This window comes from Aneurinibacillus aneurinilyticus ATCC 12856 (genome assembly GCF_000466385.1).
GTDB classification, from domain to species: Bacteria; Bacillota; Bacilli; order Aneurinibacillales; family Aneurinibacillaceae; genus Aneurinibacillus; species Aneurinibacillus aneurinilyticus.
This window is the reverse complement of sequence record NZ_KE952812.1, coordinates 30775-51146: the sequence shown is the minus strand read 5'-3', so window position 1 is coordinate 51146 and position 20372 is coordinate 30775. Positions and strand designations below refer to the sequence as shown.

General features: G+C 45.2%; 21 protein-coding genes. 7 read left to right on the top strand and 14 right to left on the bottom strand.

Translation table 11 applies throughout. The features are described 5' to 3' along the window. Positions 1 to 58: 58 nt before the first annotated feature. Positions 59 to 1168 (bottom strand): citrate synthase, encoded by a 1110-nt coding sequence (gene citZ, locus HMPREF0083_RS14675; RefSeq protein WP_021622282.1) that lies wholly within the window; start codon positions 1166 to 1168, stop codon positions 59 to 61. A 288-nt stretch (positions 1169 to 1456) separates the two neighbouring features. Between citZ and ytvI the strand changes: the two genes are divergently transcribed. Further along, positions 1457 to 2590: a sporulation integral membrane protein YtvI gene (ytvI, locus tag HMPREF0083_RS14670; RefSeq protein ID WP_021622280.1), complete on the top strand. Its 1134-nt coding sequence runs from the start codon at positions 1457 to 1459 to the stop codon at positions 2588 to 2590. Between the two features lie 80 nt (positions 2591 to 2670). On the opposite strand, the gene HMPREF0083_RS14665 is transcribed toward ytvI, so the two are convergent. The 10 genes from HMPREF0083_RS14665 to HMPREF0083_RS14620 form a co-directional block, all read right to left on the bottom strand. Beyond that, positions 2671 to 3657, bottom strand: coding sequence for a bile acid:sodium symporter family protein (locus HMPREF0083_RS14665; protein ID WP_021622279.1), 987 nt, complete (start codon positions 3655 to 3657; stop codon positions 2671 to 2673). 138 nt (positions 3658 to 3795) lie between these two features. Next, on the bottom strand, positions 3796 to 4203 hold the full coding sequence (locus HMPREF0083_RS14660; RefSeq protein WP_021622278.1) for an FxsA family protein: 408 nt from the start codon (positions 4201 to 4203) through the stop codon (positions 3796 to 3798). A gap of 22 nt (positions 4204 to 4225) precedes the next feature. Further along, entirely contained in the window at positions 4226 to 4654 is a 429-nt protein-coding gene (locus tag HMPREF0083_RS14655) for an acyl-CoA thioesterase (protein WP_021622277.1), read from the bottom strand. Positions 4655 to 4666: 12 nt separating this feature from the next. Then, a complete protein-coding gene (gene pyk / locus HMPREF0083_RS14650; RefSeq protein ID WP_021622276.1) occupies positions 4667 to 6418 on the bottom strand; it encodes a pyruvate kinase in 1752 nt (583 codons plus the stop codon). A gap of 14 nt (positions 6419 to 6432) precedes the next feature. Continuing rightward, positions 6433 to 7401 (bottom strand): acetyl-CoA carboxylase carboxyltransferase subunit alpha, encoded by a 969-nt coding sequence (locus HMPREF0083_RS14645; protein ID WP_021622275.1) that lies wholly within the window; start codon positions 7399 to 7401, stop codon positions 6433 to 6435. Then, on the bottom strand, positions 7401 to 8282 hold the full coding sequence (accD, locus tag HMPREF0083_RS14640) for an acetyl-CoA carboxylase, carboxyltransferase subunit beta (RefSeq protein ID WP_040302921.1): 882 nt from the start codon (positions 8280 to 8282) through the stop codon (positions 7401 to 7403). The genes HMPREF0083_RS14645 and accD overlap by 1 nt, the downstream gene beginning before the upstream one ends. A 29-nt stretch (positions 8283 to 8311) precedes the next feature. After that, positions 8312 to 8494 (bottom strand): hypothetical protein, encoded by a 183-nt coding sequence (locus HMPREF0083_RS14635; RefSeq protein WP_021622273.1) that lies wholly within the window; start codon positions 8492 to 8494, stop codon positions 8312 to 8314. A gap of 86 nt (positions 8495 to 8580) precedes the next feature. After that, positions 8581 to 9252, bottom strand: a complete 672-nt coding sequence (locus HMPREF0083_RS14630) for a FadR/GntR family transcriptional regulator (protein WP_021622272.1) — start codon at positions 9250 to 9252, stop codon at positions 8581 to 8583. Between the two features lie 121 nt (positions 9253 to 9373). Next, positions 9374 to 10594: an NADP-dependent malic enzyme gene (gene ystJ, locus HMPREF0083_RS14625; RefSeq protein WP_021622271.1), complete on the bottom strand. Its 1221-nt coding sequence runs from the start codon at positions 10592 to 10594 to the stop codon at positions 9374 to 9376. Positions 10595 to 10741: 147 nt separating this feature from the next. Further along, a complete protein-coding gene (locus tag HMPREF0083_RS14620) occupies positions 10742 to 14173 on the bottom strand; it encodes a DNA polymerase III subunit alpha (protein ID WP_040302894.1) in 3432 nt (1143 codons plus the stop codon). Between the two features lie 182 nt (positions 14174 to 14355). On the opposite strand from HMPREF0083_RS14620, the gene HMPREF0083_RS14615 reads away from it, so the two are divergent. From HMPREF0083_RS14615 to HMPREF0083_RS14600, 4 genes are all read left to right on the top strand, one after another. Continuing rightward, positions 14356 to 14700, top strand: coding sequence for a YtrH family sporulation protein (locus HMPREF0083_RS14615; protein ID WP_021622269.1), 345 nt, complete (start codon positions 14356 to 14358; stop codon positions 14698 to 14700). Between the two features lie 74 nt (positions 14701 to 14774). After that, positions 14775 to 15179 carry a sporulation membrane protein YtrI gene (locus HMPREF0083_RS14610; RefSeq protein WP_148315978.1) on the top strand — a complete coding sequence of 135 codons (405 nt, stop codon included), beginning with the start codon at positions 14775 to 14777 and terminating at the stop codon, positions 15177 to 15179. Positions 15180 to 15241: 62 nt separating this feature from the next. Beyond that, positions 15242 to 15436, top strand: a complete 195-nt coding sequence (locus tag HMPREF0083_RS14605) for a YtzJ family protein (protein ID WP_021622267.1) — start codon at positions 15242 to 15244, stop codon at positions 15434 to 15436. Between the two features lie 5 nt (positions 15437 to 15441). Continuing rightward, positions 15442 to 15858, top strand: a complete 417-nt coding sequence (locus HMPREF0083_RS14600) for a YtpI family protein (RefSeq protein WP_021622266.1) — start codon at positions 15442 to 15444, stop codon at positions 15856 to 15858. Between the two features lie 29 nt (positions 15859 to 15887). Here HMPREF0083_RS14600 and HMPREF0083_RS14595 read toward each other — a convergent pair whose 3' ends face one another. The 3 genes from HMPREF0083_RS14595 to trmB form a co-directional block, all read right to left on the bottom strand. Then, the gene (locus HMPREF0083_RS14595; RefSeq protein WP_021622265.1) at positions 15888 to 17198 is read right to left on the bottom strand and encodes a DRTGG domain-containing protein; all 1311 of its coding nucleotides are present in this window, start codon (positions 17196 to 17198) and stop codon (positions 15888 to 15890) included. Positions 17199 to 17421: 223 nt separating this feature from the next. Next, positions 17422 to 17682 carry a hypothetical protein gene (locus HMPREF0083_RS14590; RefSeq protein WP_051354668.1) on the bottom strand — a complete coding sequence of 87 codons (261 nt, stop codon included), beginning with the start codon at positions 17680 to 17682 and terminating at the stop codon, positions 17422 to 17424. 43 nt (positions 17683 to 17725) lie between these two features. Next, on the bottom strand, positions 17726 to 18415 hold the full coding sequence (gene trmB, locus HMPREF0083_RS14585; RefSeq protein ID WP_021622263.1) for a tRNA (guanosine(46)-N7)-methyltransferase TrmB: 690 nt from the start codon (positions 18413 to 18415) through the stop codon (positions 17726 to 17728). Positions 18416 to 18600: 185 nt separating this feature from the next. Between trmB and HMPREF0083_RS14580 the strand changes: the two genes are divergently transcribed. Both HMPREF0083_RS14580 and HMPREF0083_RS14575 read left to right on the top strand, forming a co-directional pair. Further along, complete coding sequence (locus tag HMPREF0083_RS14580) at positions 18601 to 19062, top strand: MarR family transcriptional regulator (RefSeq protein ID WP_021622262.1); 462 nt, start codon at positions 18601 to 18603, stop codon at positions 19060 to 19062. Between the two features lie 25 nt (positions 19063 to 19087). Then, entirely contained in the window at positions 19088 to 20275 is a 1188-nt protein-coding gene (locus HMPREF0083_RS14575; protein ID WP_021622261.1) for an MFS transporter, read from the top strand. Positions 20276 to 20372 lie beyond the last annotated feature (97 nt).

The window sequence follows — 20372 nt, the reverse complement described above, 5'->3', positions numbered from 1 at the left end:
GAATAAAAGATAGGAAAGGGGTACTTTCGTAACCCCCTGCCTAAAATTTGTTTATGTTTTAACGTTCGTCAAGTGGAACGTAGTGAGCGTTCACTGGACCGACATATTCGGCACGCGGACGAATAAGACGGTTATTTTCGTATTGCTCCAGAATATGTGCTGTCCACCCAGCCATACGGCTAATGGCAAAAATCGGCGTAAACAAATCGCGAGGAATCCCCAGACTATGGTATACGGAAGCGGAGTAGAAGTCTACATTTGGCTTCAAGCCTTTTTCCGAAGTTACCAGTTCATCAATTTTCACGGACATTTCGTACCATTGCGGCTGTCCAGTAATACCTGTCAGCTTCTCGGACATTTTACGCAAATGTTTCGCACGAGGATCCCCATCTTTGTATACACGGTGGCCAAAGCCCATAATTTTCACTTTTTGTGCCAGCTTCTCACGAACATAGCTCTCCGCTTGTTCTGGATCTTTAATATCTTCAAGCATCGCCATTACAGCTTCATTTGCTCCTCCATGTAACGGTCCTTTCAGAGCGCCAATGGCGGAAGTAATACCAGAATAGATGTCGGACAGGGTAGCGACCGTAACACGGGCTGCGAACGTAGAGGCGTTCAATTCGTGGTCAGCATGCAGAACAAGTGCAGTATCGAGCGCATCAATTGCGATTTGATTCGGCTCTTCTCCGTTCAACATGTATAAGAAGTTTTGCGCCAAACAGAAATCCGGACGTGGAGCCACGATTTCTTTGCCTTGGCGAAGACGATGGTAAGCAGCAATAACTGTCGCTACTTTTGCTTGCAAGCGTGTTGCTTTACGCAGGTTCGCTTCTCTGGTCATATCTTGCGCCTCGGGATCGTACAGGGCCAGAGCAGAGATCGCAGTGCGGAGAACAGACATCGGATGGTTGCCTTCCGGGCTTGCCTTCAGAAGCGCGATTACGTCTTCTGGAATTGTAGCGTTTTCAGCCAGGTCCTTCTTTAACTGAGCCAGCTCATCAGCTTTTGGCAGGCGTCCATGCCATAGCAAGTATACCACTTCTTCAAATGAAGCGTTTTCCGCAAGCTCATCAATGTTAATACCAGCATATGTAAGTACTCCGTCGATAATGGAACTAATGGAAGACTGAGTAGCTACAATACCTTCTAAACCTTTTGCTGACATAGTACTATCTCTCCTTTATCCCTAAAATTTATCTGTCGGACGTTCTTTCGAAGATGTCCTCATTCTTTTCAGGGAAGCCCTTGAAGGCATAAAAAAAGAGAGAGGACACTTCTTTAGTTTAAAATCATTATAGAATATTTCATCTGATTTGTGAATGTTTCTTAAAAAAAATGTGAAATATCCCACAACGTACACAAAATCTTGCTTTTTTGTCCACAATTATCATAACCTAAAAATGATAATTAAGAAAGTGCCAATCCGGACCCATCATTTTTAAAGGAGAGCGAAATGAACACTACTTTATTTTACCACCGATTGTTCCAAGTACTGCGTTTTCTGCTTGTTATCGGGGTCATTTACATTGCGTATAAACTTACTTTTTTCCTTACCCCTTTACTGTACCCGTTTATCATCGGTTTCATTATCGCATATTTAATTAAACGTCCTGTGGATTTGCTGGAGCATCGAGGTCGCTGGCCTCGCTGGCTGGCGGTAACGAGCGTGCTGACCATCGTTATTCTGGTTATCCTGGGAATTACGACCATACTTGTGGCGCAGGTAATTATCGAAATCGGTAAGCTTTTGGAAATGCTGCCCATCTATATCGATCAGCTTTCCAATTATGCTAGAAACTCCATATCGCATAGCCTGCAATCCAGCCTATATGATCGCTTCATGAATCTATACAGCAATCTTGATGCTAGCTACAAGGAAAAAATACAGCAAAATGTTGGACAGGCAATGACTAAAATTGCACAGGCCGGAACGAATATTACCAAAACTTTTCTGGGTGGAATCAGCAACCTGCTCAGCTCCATTCCGAATACCGCAACCGTTCTGGTCATCTCGGTATTGTCAGCCTTTTTTATCAGCAAGGATTACCACAAAATTACACACAAAACAAAAAGTATGCTCCCGGGAGATTTGATAACACGGAGCACACGAGTAACGGGAGATTTACGTAAAGCGCTTGTTGGCTTTATTAAGGCACAATTTACATTAATCTCTATTACCGCCGTCATCGTCATTATCGGCCTCTTCATTATCGGTGTACCATATGCAGTTTCCATCGGCCTTCTGACCGGATTGGTCGATTTGCTTCCGTATCTTGGAACTGGTACCGTATTTGTTCCCTGGATCGCATACGCATTCTTTGATGGAGATATTCGCTTGGCCGTTGGACTTGGAATTCTCTATGCAATTGTTATCGTACAGCGGCAAGTAATGGAGCCCAAAATCGTGGCTGACAACGTGGGACTTGACCCGTTGCTCACGTTAATCGCCCTATTCGTAGGCCTTAAACTGTTTGGCTTTCTCGGCTTGATTCTAGGCCCCGTCCTGCTTGTCGTCATCAATGCCCTGCAAGGCGCTGGCGTCTTCCGTGACATATGGCTATTTATTAAAGGAACACCACCTGCATAAAAAAGCTCGCGGACGCCTTCGCTTGTCCTTTTTCCACTAAATAGAAACGGAGCCAAACAATGTCTGGCTCCGTTTTTGCATTATTTCTCGATTGTCGTATTTTTCGATGGAAGAGACAGCTTTGTCTCACCGTCTTCCTCCTGCCCTTTCATCCGGCTGAAAATCGTAGCCGCAATCGGCCCGGAGATGTTATGCCACACGCTAAAAATAGCGCTCGGCACAGCGGATAACGGGGAGAAATGCGCAGTAGCAATCGCTACCCCAAGCCCTGAATTCTGCATTCCCACCTCAATGGATACCGCTTTGCGTTTAGCCATGTCCATTCCAAGCATCTTGCCAAATAAAAATCCGATAAGAAGACCTAATACATTGTGTATGATAACGACACCAAAAATCTGAAGCCCTGATGTTGCTATTTTTTCCTGACTGCTCGCTACGACTCCGCATACGATGGCAATAATAGCGATAACGGAGATCAGCGGCAGTGCCTTCGCTCCTACTTCTGCCGGCTTTTGGAATAAGGTTTTAGCAAGGAAACCAAGTATAATAGGTATAATAACAATTTGTATAATAGACCAGAACAGCGAACCGGCATTTACCGGAATCCATTCACTAGCAAACAGCAAAATTAAAAAGGGAGTAACTACCGGTGCAAGTACGGTCGTAACCGAAGTAATCGCTACAGATAGCGCTACATCACCTTTGGCCAAATATGTCATTACGTTTGAAGCGGTACCTCCCGGACAACAACCGACCAGGATAACACCAACGGCTATTTCAGGCGGAAGATTCAGCCCCTTGGCTAATCCAAATGCAAGTAGTGGCATAATTAAAAATTGACCGATAACGCCGATCAAAACATCTTTCGGACGTCGGAACACTTCCTTAAAATCATTTGTTGACAAAGTAAGGCCCATACCGAACATAATGATTCCCAACAATGGAACAGTATATTTCGCCAGCCAGGCGAAAGAGTCAGGCATACTAAATGCCAGAACAGCAAACAGCAACACCCAAATTGCAAATGTATCGCCCACAAACTTGCTTATTCTCTCTAAAGTTCTCATTTACACCCCTCAACTTTCTCTTTCTGTATTTATGCTATTCTATTCCTATTTTTCCTATTATTCAACATTCTCATAGTAAAAAACAAAAAAGCGTATAAAAACCGCAACTACTATTACGGCAATCATACGCTCTTTCTCTTAAAACCGATTAAATCGGTTAAATGTGAATATATTAAGCTGCCCGTTTCGTATTCGCTTGTATAACCAACGCTTGATAAACAGCTTGGCAATTCCTCTGGTGTACGGGATTAATAGCAAAAAACCGACAATATCCGAAAGGAATCCGGGTGCCAGAAGAAGAAGACCTCCCATGAATACGCATATACCGTCCAAAATTGCTTCTCCAGGCAATTCACCACGACTCAGCTGTACCTGTGCCAGCCGGAAAATTTGCAAACCTTCTCTCTTGGCAAGCCAGGCTCCAATTACTCCGGTCAAAACACATAACAACAATGCCGGACCCCATCCGATCCCTCTGCCTGCTGCCACCAGAAACCAAATTTCCAATATCGGCACAAGCAGAAAAAGCATAATAAGCACACGCATGGTGTCTTCTTCCTCCTTTCTCCTACCCTTCGTACTGTTTCATCAGAGCATACAATTCAGGAGCCCGCCTCTCCAAACGTACCGGCTTCAAATTGAGCGATGTCCATACATGGTGCGTTTCTCCTGAAGCAAGCAGCTCACAATCGGGCAGGCGCAGCGCTTCATAACCAAGCACCAGGCGAACTCCTTCGCAAAGATTAACTTTTGTACGAATGAGCACTTCATCATCATAGCGGGCGGAACGCTTATATTTTACATTCGCTTCCGTTACAGGAAGCATGAATCCCAAATCTTCAAACCGACGATAAGAAAATCCCATCTGCCGAATCATCTCCGTTCTCCCTACTTCGAACCAAACCAGATAATTGGCATGATAGGCAACCTGCATCTGATCCGTCTCCTGATAACGGACCCGTATAGTTGTCTCAAACCACTTCTCTTTTTCTTCCATGTTTGTCCACCTTTATAAAATTCGGGCAAAACCGGCATAAATGCATCCGCTGGACGAGTCAACCGTTACTTCATCACCATTTTCAAACAGTTGATCTGCATTCGCCACACCGACAATAACCGGAATACCGAGATTCAAACCGACAACTGCAGCATGGGATGTCAATCCGCCTTCTTCAACTACGAGTGCACTCGCTTTTTGAATTAATGGCATCATTTCACGATCTGTAGCTTTGGCAACTACAATAAAATTCGTTCCCTTCGCAGGTGGAGTCTCGGTGCCGTCTTTGGCTATAAGCACTTTACCTGTAGCAGTGCCATGTCCGATCCCCTGTCCGCGTGCAACTACATCGCCTACAATATGGACTTTCAGCAAGTTAGTCGTTCCAGGTTCACGTACCGGCACACCTGCCGTAATAACTACCAGATCACCACGTTTGACAATACCGGAACGAACAGCTGTACGCACAGAGCTGTCAAGCATCTCATCCGTGCTTTCCGTTGGTTCGCTATGAAGCGGAATCACGCCCCAAACAAGCGCCAACTTACGGCAGATGTGCAGGTTCGGTGTCACCGCAATAATTGGCGCTTTCGGGCGAAATTTAGATACAATACGGGCTGTATGACCACTTTCGGTCGCAGTAATAATCGCCTGTGCATCCAGGTCAAAAGCTACATTCGCTACCGCCTGGCTAAGTGCGTCCGGAATGACGGTTTGCTTGGCAACAGAATTCGTATGTAGAATCTCACGGTATGCAAGCGCCGTTTCCGTTCGCTCAGCAATCCGCTTCATTGTTTCTACGGCTTCTACCGGATATTTACCCGCCGCGGTCTCCCCTGACAGCATAATGGCATCCGTTCCGTCAAAAATCGCGTTCGCGACATCGCTCGCTTCTGCGCGGGTAGGACGGGGATTGCGTTGCATAGAGTCCAGCATTTGCGTTGCAGTAATAACCGGTTTGCCAACTTCATTACAACGGCGAATCAATTCCTTTTGCACAAGAGGCACTTCTTCAGCCGGAATTTCTACACCAAGATCTCCTCGAGCCACCATCAATCCATCGGAGACAGCCAAAATATCTGCTGCATTATTTACCCCCTCATGATTTTCAATTTTCGAGATGATGTGAATATCGGCGTTATGTCGTTCAAGAATTTCACGGATTTCCAACACGTCCTCAGCCTTACGGACGAAGGAGGCAGCGATGATATCGATTCCCTGCTCAATGCCGAACTGGATGTCCTTTGCATCTTTTTCCGTAATGCCCGGAAGTCCAATTTGCACCCCCGGTACGTTAACCCCTTTTCTGTCCTTTAGTGTTCCGCCATTGCGAATACGGCAATAAATATCCGTACCTTCAACCTTTTCAACCGTTAGTTCGATTAACCCATCATCAATGAGAATCGTGCATCCTGAATGGACATCTTGTGGAAGTCCTTCGTATGTTACCGACACACGCTTCTCGTTGCCTTTGATTTCTTCTGTGGTCAATATGATTATCTGACCTTCCACAAGCTCTACAGATGGCTTTTCTAATACGCCCGTACGAATTTCAGGTCCTTTCGTATCCAGCAGAATTGCCACGTTCTTTCCAAGTTCTGAAGCAGCCCGGCGAATCGTGGCAATTCGCGCGCTATGCTCCTCATGCGAACCGTGAGAAAAATTCAAACGGGCCACATTCATCCCCGCTTCCATCAATGCCTTTAGTGTTTCAGCTGATTCGCTTGCAGGACCAATCGTACATACAATCTTCGTTTTTCGCATCGTTTGCGGACCTCCTAGATAGATTCTGTGAGAGCTGCATATTGTCCTATCGCCTTGTACTTCTCATAGCGATCCTCAATCAATTCCTCCCGGCTCATGCCTTTCAATTCAGCCAAATGCCTTGTCAGCGCTGCATGAAGAGAAGCCGCTGTTTCCTTGAGATGGCGATGCGCACCGCCAATCGGCTCAGGTACAATCTCATCCACCACACCTAATTCATGCAAATCGTTTGCCGTGATTTTCATCGACTCGGCAGCACGCTGCGCCTGAGTCGAATCCTTCCACAGAATCGACGCCGCCCCTTCCGGTGAAATAACAGAGTAAAAGGCATTTTCCATCATCAACAGACGATTGCCCACACCGAGTGCTATCGCACCGCCGCTTCCACCTTCTCCGGTTACAACGCATAGTATCGGTACTCCGAATGAAGCCATCTCACGCAAATTACGAGCAATAGCTTCACTTTGTCCACGCTCCTCCGCTGCCTTGCCAGGGTATGCTCCCTGCGTATTGATGAAGCAGATGATCGGGCGGTTAAACTTGTCCGCTTGCTGCATCAAGCGCAGCGCCTTCCGATAACCTTCAGGATGAGGGCTGCCAAAGTTACGCGCGATGTTCTCTTTTGTATCCCGGCCTTTTTGGTGTCCCACTACTGTAACCGGCTGTCCGTTAAATTTGGCAATCCCGCCAACAATTGCAGCGTCTTCACCATAAAGCCGATCCCCATGCAACTCAATGAAGTCGGTAAATAACTCGCCAATTAAATCAAGCGTAGTAGGACGTTCCGGGTGCCGAGCCAGCATTACACGCTGCCATGGAGTTAGGTTCCCGTATATCTCTTGAGCCAATGATTTAGCCCTTGCCTCCAGCTTTATAATTTCATCGGTGAAATCGATATCCTTCTCTTGAGTAAATTTGCGTAGCTCTTCAATTTTTGCGTCCAATTCCAGAAGCGGCTTCTCAAATGGTAATTCTACGGCCATTAGTTTTCCCTCCTTTCCGTATGCATATCAAGAATCGTCACAAGAGTATCACGCAATTCTTTACGAGGAATGACCCTATCAAGTTGCCCTTTCTTCAGAAGAAATTCCGCTGTCTGGAAATCTTCCGGCAGCTCCTGACGAATAGTCTGCATAATAATCCGCCGTCCCGCAAAGCCGATTAATGCACCAGGCTCGGCAAAATTATAGTCACCAAGCGAAGCAAAGCTGGCAGATACGCCACCGGTCGTAGGGTTGGTCATAACAGAGATGTATAACCCCCTTGCTGCATCCAGCTTGGCAAGTGCGGCGCTCGTTTTCGCCATCTGCATAAGGCTCAATACGCCTTCCTGCATCCGCGCGCCACCGGAAGCGGAGAACAGAATGAACGGATAGCGTTTTTCAATCGCTCGTTCAATAGCACGGGCAATTTTCTCCCCGACAACGGAGCCCATACTTCCCATTCGGAAACGAGAGTCCATTACAGCAATAATGGCTGGATATCCCTTGATGGTTCCTTCTCCTGTAACGACCGCTTCCGATAATCCGGACTTCTCCATGTCTTTTTCCAGCTTTGCCGTATAATCTGGAAAATTCAACGGATCTGTAGACAAAAGTTCGCTGTCATACTCAAAGAAACGCCCTTCATCTACCAGCATGGCAATCCGTTCAAATGCCGTCATTGGGAAATGATGGCCGCATCCTTGACATACTTTCAAGTTTTTTTCCAGCTCTTTGGCGTAGGCAATCGTGCCGCATTCTGGACATTTTGTCATCAGTCCTTCCGGCACTTCTTTTACTGTCGGCTTCTCTGCCTGAGCTTGCCCCTGCTCTGCTTGTACGGTTGCATAACGCCTTTTTTTATAGAAAATGTCTTTTAACAACACGATACACCTCTCTCAAAACTAACGCATCAATGTAGAATTGTGCTCAATACTTCCTGAACTTCATTCACTTCTCCCGCCGGAACGAGAATTTCATACTGCTTGGATATACCGGACTGGCGAAGTTTCACGAGAAACCCTTCGGCTGTCAGCTTATCTTGAATTTTTTCCGCAATTTTTGCACTCGGGGCGATATAGATGACCGTCCACATTCCGGCTCATCCTCCTTACCAAATATATGTTGCTCATCATCATTCTACCCTTTTTCTATAGAATTTGCCTTATCGATATAGCATATTTAGCGCGGATATAAAATACTGTTCTCTAAATGATGAGCCATGCGGCGTACAGCTTCTTCTTCATTTCCCGCCCGAATCGCTTCAAGAATCGCCCGATGCTCCTTGAAGCCTTCTTCTGCCCGTCCTTCACGTGCAAGCGAGCTCTCCCGAATCGCCTTGCTGTATTCAACAAGCGGAACCCACATCCGATGCAACACCGAATTACGGCTGGAACGACAAATCGCCCTGTGGAACAAATAATCTTCCTCTGTAGGCACCTGTCCCTGTCGGATGCGTTCTTCCCCTTGAAGAATGATACGTTCCATCTCGGCAAAGTGCTTATCACGTGCACGTTTGCACGCGAGGCGCACCGCATCAATTTCTAATATCTTCCTCATCTCCACCAGATCATTTCGCGTCTTGTAATCCTTTAGAATGTACGCTCCGATGAGATTAATAAGCTGGTTGTGACGGTAATGTTGGATAAACGTTCCTTCCCCCCGGCGCGTTGTGATAAGTCCTAGAAGTTCCAGCGCCCGCAGCGCCTCCCGTACGGAAGAACGTCCGACCTGCAAACGTTCCGATAGCTCCCGTTCTGAAGGCAGTTTATCCCCCGGCTTTAACCCGTCTTCCTTAATGATTCGATTAATTTCCAGCAGAATTTCCTGATAGACCTTGCGCTGCTCAGGCATAATTGACACATTTCTCACCTTGCTTGCTCTTTTTATTTTTCCTCGGCAAAAAAGGAGGATGAACTCCTCCTTTTCTGCACATGGGAAAACAAATCCTGCTCCGTATACTTCCCTGTAAAAATTATATTTTTACAGCAGCCAGCATGGACGTTTTAATTTGCTCTGGATTAATTTCTTTACGCGCTATACCTGTATCCATAGCCGCCTTGGCGACCAAAGCAGCAACATGTGGAGCTACTCGCGGATCAAATGGCGAAGGAATAATATAATCCGGTTTCAATTCATCCTCTCCGATGAGTTCCGCAATGGCCTTTACAGCCGCAAGCTTCATTTCTTCGTTAATATCAGTGGCCATAACCTCAAGTGCCCCGCGGAAAATTCCCGGAAATGCCAGCACATTGTTGACCTGGTTCGGGAAGTCGGAACGCCCCGTACCGATAATTGCCGCACCCGCTTCTTTCGCAACTTCCGGCATAATTTCCGGAATCGGATTAGCCATAGCGAAAATAATCGGTGACTCATTCATGGATTGTACCATATCCGGTGTCAGAGAGCCGGCAACCGATACACCAATGAAAACATCAGCACCAGCAAGCACATCCGCAAGCGTACCTTCTGCTTTGCGCTGATTGGTAATACGGGCAATTTCTTCTTTAATCGGATTCATTCCGTATGGGCGCCCTTCATAGATAGCCCCTTTGGAATCACACATAATAACTTCTTTGACACCCATTAGAAGCAGCAATTTAATAATCGCTATGCCTGCCGCCCCTGCCCCGTTCGCCACTACAGAGATATCCTCCATTTTCTTGCCGACGATTTTCAGAGCATTCAAAAGTCCTGCAGCCGTTACAATGGCAGTACCATGCTGATCATCATGGAATACTGGAATGGATAGTTCTTTCTTCAAGCGTTCTTCAATCTCAAAGCAATTCGGAGCTGCAATATCCTCTAAGTTGATGCCGCCAAACGTAGGTTCCAGATATTTCACCGTTTTGATAATTTCTTCTGGATCTTGCGTATTAAGGCAGATTGGGAATGCATCGACACCGGCAAACGATTTAAATAGAACCGCTTTGCCTTCCATAACGGGAAGCGCGCCCTCAGGACCGATGTTTCCCAATCCCAGTACGGCTGATCCATCGGAGACGACCGCCACCATATTGCCTTTGGCCGTATAGTCATAAACTTTTTGCCGATCGTCAAAAATATCTTTGCAAGGCTCTGCTACACCAGGTGAATAGGCGAGGCTTAGATCAGTTGCATCGTTTAATGCAACCTTTGATTCTACCTTAATTTTTCCCTGGCTTTCTTTGTGCAACTTCAACGCTTGTTCACGCATGTTTGGCACCCTTCTCACAACTCCTTCTCTCTTCTGCTCCGAATTTCAAGTGGTCTGACCACTTCGATTATTATTATCCCATTATATCAAAAGCGGCCAATCTGTAAACCAGATGAGGGCCGCTTTTGGACGTTTTTTCGTATAAAATTACCGATTTTTTATAATAACGTGTCCTTTCCCTGTAATTTTCTCAATTTTGCTAATTATTTCATTTGTTGCACTAGTGTTGTACTCCGGTGCCAGTTGAACAGACTTTCGTGTGGCTGCATAATATAAAATGACTGGGCTTTTTCCAGAATCATCCCGTAAAATTTGCTGCAAATACTGCATTTTTTCCAGGTCTGCTTCCATCTCAGCTTCAATTTTGACAAACATAACGGGTGACGACCCGGTTTGTAGTTCCGGTTGGTCCAGCTTCGCAATATCTTTTATTCGATCGGCAATACATTTGACTTCTTCTCCCTGATGATTGGCCTTTCCTTCTACTGCAAGCAAACGTCCCTTTTCCAATAATTGAGATGCATGATGATAAACACCAGGAAACACAACCACTTCGACGCGGGAAGTCTGGTCCTCAAGCTGAACGAACGCCATCGGCTGTCCGTGACGGGTCATAATGCTGCGGACACCAACCACCATACCAGCAAGGCGAATTGACTGTTTGTCCTGCATTTCACGCAACTGACCCAGCGGTAAGAAAGAGAGCCGTTCGCATACGCCACGATAGTTGTCCAACGGATGACCTGACAAATAGAGACCAAGCAATTCTTTCTCCTGAAGAAGCTTTTCCTTTTGAGCAAAATCCGCGATGCCCTCCGGTATTTCCGGGGCTTTCTCAGCGCTAGAGCTTTCCTGAGTAAAAAAATCAATTTGCTCTCCTTCATTGAGCTTGCGCATGCGCTGTGCCCATTCCATTGTCTCATCAAGCGCAGCCAAAAGAGCAGCACGATTAGAGGAAAAGTCATCCATGGCACCGCTTTTGATAAGTGCTTCTAGTACACGACGATTACATACCCGCTGGTCGATGCGCAGACAAAAATCCGCAAGCCCTGTAAACGGCTTCTCTTCTCGTTCTTCAAGAATCCTGCGAATCGCCTGAACACCAACATTTTTAATGGCTGCCAAGCCAAATCGAATGCTTCCACCCTCCACCGTAAAATCAACTTCACTACAGTTCACATTAGGCCCGAGTACAGAGATAGAACGGCGCTTACACTCCTCTATATATTCCGCGATTTTTTCTGTGCTTCCCTGCGCCATGGTCAGAAGAGAGGCGAGAAAGGCAACGGGGTGATTAGCTTTCAAATAAGCCATATGGTACGCAATCATAGCATATGCTGCACTATGGCTCCGGTTAAAACCGTAATCGGCAAATCTAACAATCATGTCATACAATTGATTGGCTAGCATAGCATCATATCCTTGTGCAAGAGCACCAGCAACAAATTTCTCCCGCTGTTCCTGCAAAAGATCCCGCTTTTTCTTGGATACGGCACGACGCAGAATATCAGCTTCGCCTAATGTAAATCCTGCCACTGTAGAAGCAATTTGCATAATCTGCTCTTGATATAGGATGAAGCCATACGTATCCTGAAGAATCGGCTCCAATACCGGATGCATATATTCCACTTTCTTTTTGCCATGCTTGGCCGCTGCAAAATCGGGAATAAACTCCATCGGACCTGGTCTGAACAATGCCAGCACCGCGACAATATCTTCAAATACAGACGGCTTGACCTCTCTAAGCACATGACGCATGCCAGAGGATTCCAATTGAAATACGCCTGCCGTATCCGCTTCAGACAGCATGCGATACGTACGGGCATCATCAAGTGGCAAAGTTGCCAAATCAATTTCCTGTCCCTCTTCCTGCCTTATGAGCTTAATAGCCCTCTCAAGTAAGGTTAAATTTTTTAACCCAAGGAAATCCATCTTAAGCAGTCCGACCTCTTCAAGCGCTTCCATCGCATACTGCGTAAGTCCATGACCGTCATGTCCTTGTTGAATTGGCACATATTCAGTCAACGGATCGCGCGAAATGACCACGCCAGCTGCATGGGTAGAAGCATGGCGTGGCAGACCTTCTACAGCACGCGCTGCTGTAAGGAGCTTCTCGACCTGCGGATTTTCTTCTGTCGCCTGACGCAAACTTTTGCTTTTGGCAAGCGCCCTATCAAGGGTGATGCCAAGTTCAGCTGGAATCATTTTTGCGATTCGATCCACGACCGAAAGCGGTGTATCAAGCGCCCGCCCTACATCCCGTACCGCTGCACGTGCCGCCATCGTTCCAAACGTAATAATCTGCGCCACTCGTTCCCTGCCATACTTGCGCACCACATAATCAATGACTTCGTCGCGCCGCTCATAGCTAAAATCAATATCAATATCAGGCATGCTGACCCGTTCCGGATTCAGGAAACGCTCGAACAACAGCTTGTATTTCACAGGATCGATATTCGTAATCTGCAGCACATATGCTACGAGACTGCCTGCCGCTGAACCGCGACCCGGACCAACCGCGATGCCCTGCTCCCGCGCATAACGGATAAAATCCCACACAATTAAAAAATAATCAGAGAAGCCCATGCGCGCAATGACACCAAGTTCATAATCAAGCCGCTCACGTACTTCGCTACTCGCTTCCTTGCCATATCGCATCACAAGACCTTCATCGCATATTTGACGCAAATAATCGGTGGCGGTTTGACCATCCGGCACCGGAAAATACGGCAAAATCGAATCGCCAAGCGGCAGTTCCACATTGCAGCGATCGGCGATTCGCACTGTATTCTCAAGAGCTTCAGGCAGAAAAATAAACAGCTCATTCATTTCTTTCGCACTTTTTAAGTAATATTCATGCGTAGGATACTTTGTCCGCTCTGTATCCTCTATCGTCTTGCCTTCCCTGATGCAGAGAAGCACGTCAAATACGGAAGCATCTTCTTCTTTAAGATAACGGACATTATTCGTTGCTACCAGCGGAAGACCTAACATACGACCCATATCGGTTGTCCGTTGATTCACAACTTTCTGCTCTTCCAGCAAATGATCCTGGATTTCCAGAAAAAAGTTCTCTTTTCCAAATAGCAAAGCATACGTTTCTGCTATCTCGACTGCTCTCTCTATTTGCCCTGCACGAAGCAGCATGCCAATCTCTCCATCCTGTGCTCCGCTTAAAGCAATAATGCCGTCCGTATATCCGTGCAATCTATCTTTCGCCAAAAGCGGACGATGGCGTCCTTCCATATGGGCATGTGATAATAAGCGCATAATATTACGATAGCCTGTCATATTTTCAGCCAGAAGGACGAGCGTATGCCCTTTCTCCTCCCTGCTCCACTCTCCACCAGCAGGCCTGTCCGCTACTTGTACTTGCACGCCGAGAATCGGTTTAACCCCTTCTTCCAGACACACCTTATAAAATGGAATAATTCCGTACATCGCCTGCGAATCAGTAATCGCAAGCGCATGCATACCGAGTTCTTTGGCACGGCGCACAAGCGGACGGATACGCGCCGCGCTCTCAAGCAGGCTATATTCGCTATGTACATGCAAATGTACAAAAGATGCCCTATCCATTATCTTCCTCCTGTTCGCTTGATCAGTTGCTTTTCCGTTTAGCACTCTTCCTCTATTATACCGTGCGGCGCAATACAGAAACATACGTTCTTTATTCATATTTATTGCCTGTCATTCATATGCATATGTATTAAGTCAGAAAACATCGGACACGATGCATATGGTTAAAGGAAGGTGCGAAGATGAGCAAAATGCTGCTCGGACAGTTAGCAAAAGACATGTCAATCTACTTTTTTGTTGCGTTCGGCATCGTACTGGGCGGCTCGATTTTGGGCGGCATAGCAGCGCTACTCACTCGCCAGCCGCCATTCCATACGATGTACGAACTTGCATTCAAATTGAAAATCTGGGGCATGGTCGGCGCACTCGGTGGCACGTTCGATTCATTTATGCAGATTGAACGAATTTTCCAGGAAGGTGACATGTCGCCTGTCATCAAGCAAATCATCTTCATTGTCAGCGCATTTATCGGAGCGGATACCGGGACCAGACTTATCCATTGGTTGGTTCACGGTGATTCGATATGAGAGTGCCCTCCGGCGCATATTGGCGGCGCTCCATCCGTTTCATTCTCTTATATATACTCGGAATACTCACAGGCATGAGTGTATTTTTATTGATTGTGGGGGACGAGGTGGACAGGCTGCATCTGAAGATTCGCAAACTGGAGCAGGAAAATGTCGAATACGTTCAGGAAAAAATCGAGTATAAAAAAATTGAAAATAGTTTGATTCAAAAAGAAAAAAACGTGGTAAAAGAAATAGAACTCCACCTTCAAACAAAGGACGGATTTGTAGAAGCAGAACTTAAGAAAAAGCTTATTAAAGATTTATTTTTTCTGAAAGGGAAGCCTCTGGATTATGTAACCGGTTTTCATGAAGGCATTATGATGATGGTCGCAGAGCGTACGTACACGATTAACAATCGAATGTACTCTCTTCAACTTTCTACACTCGTGATCTCGCCTTCCTTACACATGTATATTCGTGTTGAAGAGAAACGGTAATTTTCTTTTTCTCGCAAATAATCGTATAATTTAGTAAAATAGAAGGAAAAGGAGGAATTCGCATGGTTATTAGTCGTAGAGAAATGGCACGTGCCAAAGTCGAAAAATTAAAAAACGGTTTCTCCGCATTTTCAGAAACACAGGAAGTAACAGAGTTAATGGAGCGCTATATCAAAGAAGAAAATATGGATGTGCACATAGACAAAACGTCTCTAGGCTGCTGGTTCATCCCGGCGGATAAACATGAATTTCACTAATATTTATGTCCATTAATAAAGCGACTGCCCAACCAGGCAGCCGCTTCTTATTTTGCATGATTGTACTTTTTGGCAATTGGTGCGAAAATAGAGAAGAAATCGCAGCGAAGGGAGTTCCCATATTGACGGCCATTCTTTCTATTATCATTATCTTATCCGCAACATTTGCTATTTACTACGCAATTACCTGGCGCAGCCAGCCGGGAATTATGGCACGCATTTATCAAGCGCGCATGAATATCAGCATGGGAATCGCTCTGCTTGGTATCGGATTCAACCAGGTTACATTCGAGGGCATGGATACGATTCGTCTCATTATCGGTATTGTTCTCCTGTTCGTAGGAGGCGTAAACCTTATACTTGGTATTCGAAATCTGAACTATTTTATGAAGCTAAAAAAAGAACAGGAGAACAAAAAATAAAGCGGAAGCATACACCTCCGCTTTTCTTCTTATCGTTCAATAACCTGCGCAGTCATCATCGCCTTGGATACGAGCGTTCCCTGATGGTATACCTCTACCTCCACCTTCCCAAATTTCCTGCTCACCTCAAGCACGCGAGGATAGATTTCAATCGTGCTCTCAATCTGAACGGGCTTTAGGAAATACACCGTAATATTCTCAGGTACCATATCGGCCTTCTTAAACTGGCGAAGTGCCATGCTGCCCGATTCGGACACAAGCGTCGTCAATACCCCGCTTGAGATGTTCCCTAGATGATTCGTCATCTGTGGTGTTATCTCGCCGCGGAAATAGATGCCCTTCTCCCCTTTTTCTTCCTGGAAACGGTTCATAATCTGATTGGCGAACGTCTCGCCCATTTGTGGCTGCTTCTGCACATACTGTAGCGCTTTCAATACATCCTGACGCGTAATGACGCCCAGCAGACGCCGGTGATTATCGACAACCGGCAACATCTCGATACCTTCCCATACCATCATATGAGCAGCCGAAGCGACTGAGACACGTGCCATAACCGTAATCGGATTCTTGGTCATCACTTTTTCGACCGGAACCTCATATTCATGTCCGACAATATCCTTCGTCGTAACAACGCCAATTACTTTCATATTTTCGTCGACAACCGGAAAACGGCCATGTCCAATGCTTTCTACAAACCGATGCCAATCCCGTACCGTGTGGTTTACACTTAAGTAATATGAATCTTTCAGAGGAATTAAAATATCCTCTACCATCATGATTTCTTTCTTAATCAATCGGTCATCAATGGCACGATTAATCAGTGTCGCTACTGTAAACGAGTCGTAGCTGCTTGAGATAATCGGCATTTGCAACTCGTCAGCCAGCTTCTTCACTTCTTCACTCGTATCAAACCCGCCAGTAATCAATACAGCGGCCCCATGCTGTAGCGACAGCTTATGAGCCTGATAACGATTCCCTACAATGAGCAGACTCCCCGCTTCCACGTAGCGCATCATCGCTTCCAGTTTCATCGCCCCAATGACGAACTTATTGAGAGTCTTGTATAGCCCTTCCCGTCCTCCGAGTACATGACCGTCTACAATGTTGACTACTTCTGCAAACGTTAGCCGCTCAATGTTTTGTTTTTTCTTCTTTTCGATACGCACCGTGCCGACCCGTTCAATCGTGCTCACCAACCCTTGCGATTCAGCTTCCTTAATCGCACGATAGGCTGTCCCTTCACTGACCTCGAGCTCTTTCGCGACCTGGCGTACAGAAATCTTGCTACCTACTTCCAATTCCTCGATATGCTGCAGAATCTGTTCATGTTTCGTTGCCATAGACTCACCTTCTCTATGAAAATTAGAGGTCGGCACATGTTATTTCCTTCTGCATAAGCCTGACCTCTCCTATCTTCGCTTTCACCTACGAATTAGTGACCGCAAAACTATGAAAACCGATTACCTCTATCTGTATTAATCTGTATTAACCATATTATACTTTGTTATTATAACAATCACAAACAGAAAATAAGCCACCTTCATTCGGCAGCTTATTCTGTACTTATTCATAATCATGCTGTGTTCTTTTTTTTGTCCGTTCGCGTTGCGGCAAGACGAAGGGCGGTGCAGCGTTTCGTTCCTCTCGTTCACTAATAATCTGGTAAAGATTCGCCCCGATAATAAGTAGAGCAAATCCGAGCCATACAATGCTAAATAAAACCGCTTCGGCTTTATCCGCTAGCAGAGGAAGCCGCGGCAGCCCATAAAACACAAGCACAAACGCGAAAATAAGATAACTAATGTTGCGAAAAGAATGTCTCACTTTGCTCACCTCGCATTGACAGTATATGCGAGGCCAAAAGAATTTAGACTGATGAACGGCTCTTTTGCTCTTCAATCTTTGCGGCTAGCTGCGCTGGATGGGCAGCGATGCAGCGGAAAATCTTCATGCCTTGTCCGACGAATTTCGCTTCATATTCAGTCATAACATTGCCTTCTACATACTCGCTATTGTGCAAATCAAACGTAATCTCTTTTAATAGGAACAATTCTTGGGCGAATTGGTTAAGGCTGAACTGGAAGAGCCCTTCATTATCTGTCTTTAATTGAATAACGCCTTCCGGTTTTAGCAGCCCTTTGTATTTTTCCAGAAATTCACTATGGGTTAAACGGCGTCTGGCATGGCGTTTCTTAGGCCATGGATCGCTAAAGTTGAGATAGAACTTGTCCACTTCTCCGGGTGCAAAATACTTCTCAATATCCTGAATGTTAATCCAAAGAAAAGAGAGGTTGTTTAATTCTTTGGCTTCCGCTTTTTTAACAGCTCTGATTAAAACTTCTTCATAAAGTTCCACGCCAAAATAGTTAATATCCGGATTTTGCTCAGCCAGCGTCGTGATAAAATTGCCTTTACCTGTTCCAAGTTCTACATGAATCGGATTATCATTTCCAAAAAAAGAATTCCACTTGCCTCTGTATTCTTCACCGTTCAACGGGACAAGCTTCGGATATGTCGCCATTGCTTCCCGTACGCCGGGCTTTTTACGTAAGCGCATTTGATTAACCACCTGTTTGCTTCAAGATTTTTCACACTGATATTTATCTTACGCATTCGATGTAGAAGTTGCAACCAAAAAGCGTTCTGCTTTTTATTCCTTTGACATTTCCTTTACGATTATGTATACTATTTTTGTTTCCTAGGAAACAAAAATAGCATACATGTGATTAAGGAGGCAGCCAAATGCAAATAGAAAAAACTATTGTTTTGACATTACAGAAATTACTTCACAAGCGGGAAGATACAAGCAAACAAGAGCGGGAACAATTCATCATAAAAACAAAAGAACTCAGCCTTGAACTGGCAGGTATTACTTTATCCGAGCTGCATGTAATTGATTGCATCGGTACATACGGAACAAAAAATATAACTTCGCTTTCAAAAGAAATGGATATGACAAGAGGAGCTATTTCTAAAATATGTTCCAAATTACTAAAAAGAAAAGTGATAGACAAAATCCACCTGGCGGACAATCAGAAAGAAGTTCACTTCAGATTAACCGAATTTGGCGAAAAAATCTTTTCGCTCCATGAAACGCTACATCAAGCCGCTGAGGAGAAAGTAATCCGTTTTCTAAAAAAGTATACCCCCGCCGAGTTGCAATTCATCGATCGGCTGTTAAAAGACGTCATTAATGAGCTTTAGATAAAAACAGAAAGGTTGATATTTAATGAACATACGGCTTATCCTGTACATTCTGGGAATTAGTGCGCTTGTAGGCTCTATTTCGCAAAACATATACACGCCAATTCTACCTGAAATACAAAGAACATTTCATACAACACCTTATTTAACAAACCTTACGATTTCTGTCTTTACAATAGCGCTCGCAATTATGCAAATCGTTTATGGTCCTTTCATTGACAGCAAAGGAAGGAAAAAAATATTGTTGCCCAGTATGTTGCTTTATGTCGTAGCTTCAATCGGATGTGCCTTCTCAAGCTCCATCTATGCACTATTATTGTTCCGAACTCTTCAAGGAATCGGGGCTGCTGCCATTCCTGTTGTGGCAGCCACAGTAATCGGAGATCTTTTTGAAGGGAAACAACGCGGAAAAGCATTAAGTACGTATCAGATGCTCCTTTCTCTTGCTTCTGTCATCGGTCCACTCATCGGTGGCTTTATTGGAGCAAAGAGCGGACATTTCGGCGTATTCTTTTTCCTATCTATTTCCGGACTGATTCTGCTATTACTAAACCTGCGCTTTCTTCCAGAAACAAAACCGGAAAACGGACAAACAAGAAAGCTCAGTCTAACTCGTTTTTCTACTATCGCACGCAATTCTACCGGGCTCGCCGTATTGGTACTTGGCTTTACACAATTTTATACGTTTTACAGCTTTCTTGTTTTTCTCCCTTCTATTCTAAATCATATATATAGCATCAGCCCGGAAAAAATTGGCGTTGCATTTCTACCACTCTCGTTATGTGTGATGCTAGGAAGCTTTTTAAGCGGGCGGCTACAGGGGGACATAAAGCCGACAAACAGTTTATTATACACATGTTTACTAAATGTACTTTCGGTTGTTCTCTTCATTGCACTCGCTCATGTCTCAATAGTATGTATGATTATAATCATTGCGTTATACGGTCTTACCGTCGGCTTTTCTATGCCTATACAGAGCAGATTATTAACAGATGAATTTTTGCATGAACGGGCAACCGCAATCAGCATGTATAATTTCGTGCGGTATATTGGCATGGCAATCGGCCCCATAGCAGGCAGCTTCCTTGTGCAAGGTGGAAATTTTTTCTTACCATTCAGCTTCGCGGCCTTATTATTCGGAGGCGCTATTTTATTTTCATGGAGATGGCTGCAAAAGACGGAACAGTCCTGTTCAATGGGGGCAGATACATGAAGCGAAAGGTACACTTTCTGTTTCTTCCAGAGCGTCAGGACAAGGAACAGCGTTACATATCCAATTCTTTTTATATAAAGAAGCACATGTAAAGCGG

What these genes read in the sequence shown, in the direction of transcription:
- citZ (WP_021622282.1), bottom strand. Translation starts at nt 1,168, where the DNA reads ATGTCAGCAAAAGGTTTAGAAGGTATTGTAGCTACTCAGTCTTCCATT.
- ytvI (WP_021622280.1), top strand. Translation starts at nt 1,457, where the DNA reads ATGAACACTACTTTATTTTACCACCGATTGTTCCAAGTACTGCGTTTT.
- HMPREF0083_RS14665 (WP_021622279.1), bottom strand. Translation starts at nt 3,657, where the DNA reads ATGAGAACTTTAGAGAGAATAAGCAAGTTTGTGGGCGATACATTTGCA.
- HMPREF0083_RS14660 (WP_021622278.1), bottom strand. Translation starts at nt 4,203, where the DNA reads ATGCGTGTGCTTATTATGCTTTTTCTGCTTGTGCCGATATTGGAAATT.
- HMPREF0083_RS14655 (WP_021622277.1), bottom strand. Translation starts at nt 4,654, where the DNA reads ATGGAAGAAAAAGAGAAGTGGTTTGAGACAACTATACGGGTCCGTTAT.
- pyk (WP_021622276.1), bottom strand. Translation starts at nt 6,418, where the DNA reads ATGCGAAAAACGAAGATTGTATGTACGATTGGTCCTGCAAGCGAATCA.
- HMPREF0083_RS14645 (WP_021622275.1), bottom strand. Translation starts at nt 7,401, where the DNA reads ATGGCCGTAGAATTACCATTTGAGAAGCCGCTTCTGGAATTGGACGCA.
- HMPREF0083_RS14635 (WP_021622273.1), bottom strand. Translation starts at nt 8,494, where the DNA reads ATGTGGACGGTCATCTATATCGCCCCGAGTGCAAAAATTGCGGAAAAA.
- HMPREF0083_RS14630 (WP_021622272.1), bottom strand. Translation starts at nt 9,252, where the DNA reads ATGCCTGAGCAGCGCAAGGTCTATCAGGAAATTCTGCTGGAAATTAAT.
- ystJ (WP_021622271.1), bottom strand. Translation starts at nt 10,594, where the DNA reads ATGCGTGAACAAGCGTTGAAGTTGCACAAAGAAAGCCAGGGAAAAATT.
- HMPREF0083_RS14620 (WP_040302894.1), bottom strand. Translation starts at nt 14,173, where the DNA reads ATGGATAGGGCATCTTTTGTACATTTGCATGTACATAGCGAATATAGC.
- HMPREF0083_RS14615 (WP_021622269.1), top strand. Translation starts at nt 14,356, where the DNA reads ATGAGCAAAATGCTGCTCGGACAGTTAGCAAAAGACATGTCAATCTAC.
- HMPREF0083_RS14610 (WP_148315978.1), top strand. Translation starts at nt 14,775, where the DNA reads ATGAGTGTATTTTTATTGATTGTGGGGGACGAGGTGGACAGGCTGCAT.
- HMPREF0083_RS14605 (WP_021622267.1), top strand. Translation starts at nt 15,242, where the DNA reads ATGGTTATTAGTCGTAGAGAAATGGCACGTGCCAAAGTCGAAAAATTA.
- HMPREF0083_RS14600 (WP_021622266.1), top strand. Translation starts at nt 15,442, where the DNA reads ATGTCCATTAATAAAGCGACTGCCCAACCAGGCAGCCGCTTCTTATTT.
- HMPREF0083_RS14595 (WP_021622265.1), bottom strand. Translation starts at nt 17,198, where the DNA reads ATGGCAACGAAACATGAACAGATTCTGCAGCATATCGAGGAATTGGAA.
- trmB (WP_021622263.1), bottom strand. Translation starts at nt 18,415, where the DNA reads ATGCGCTTACGTAAAAAGCCCGGCGTACGGGAAGCAATGGCGACATAT.
- HMPREF0083_RS14580 (WP_021622262.1), top strand. Translation starts at nt 18,601, where the DNA reads ATGCAAATAGAAAAAACTATTGTTTTGACATTACAGAAATTACTTCAC.
- HMPREF0083_RS14575 (WP_021622261.1), top strand. Translation starts at nt 19,088, where the DNA reads ATGAACATACGGCTTATCCTGTACATTCTGGGAATTAGTGCGCTTGTA.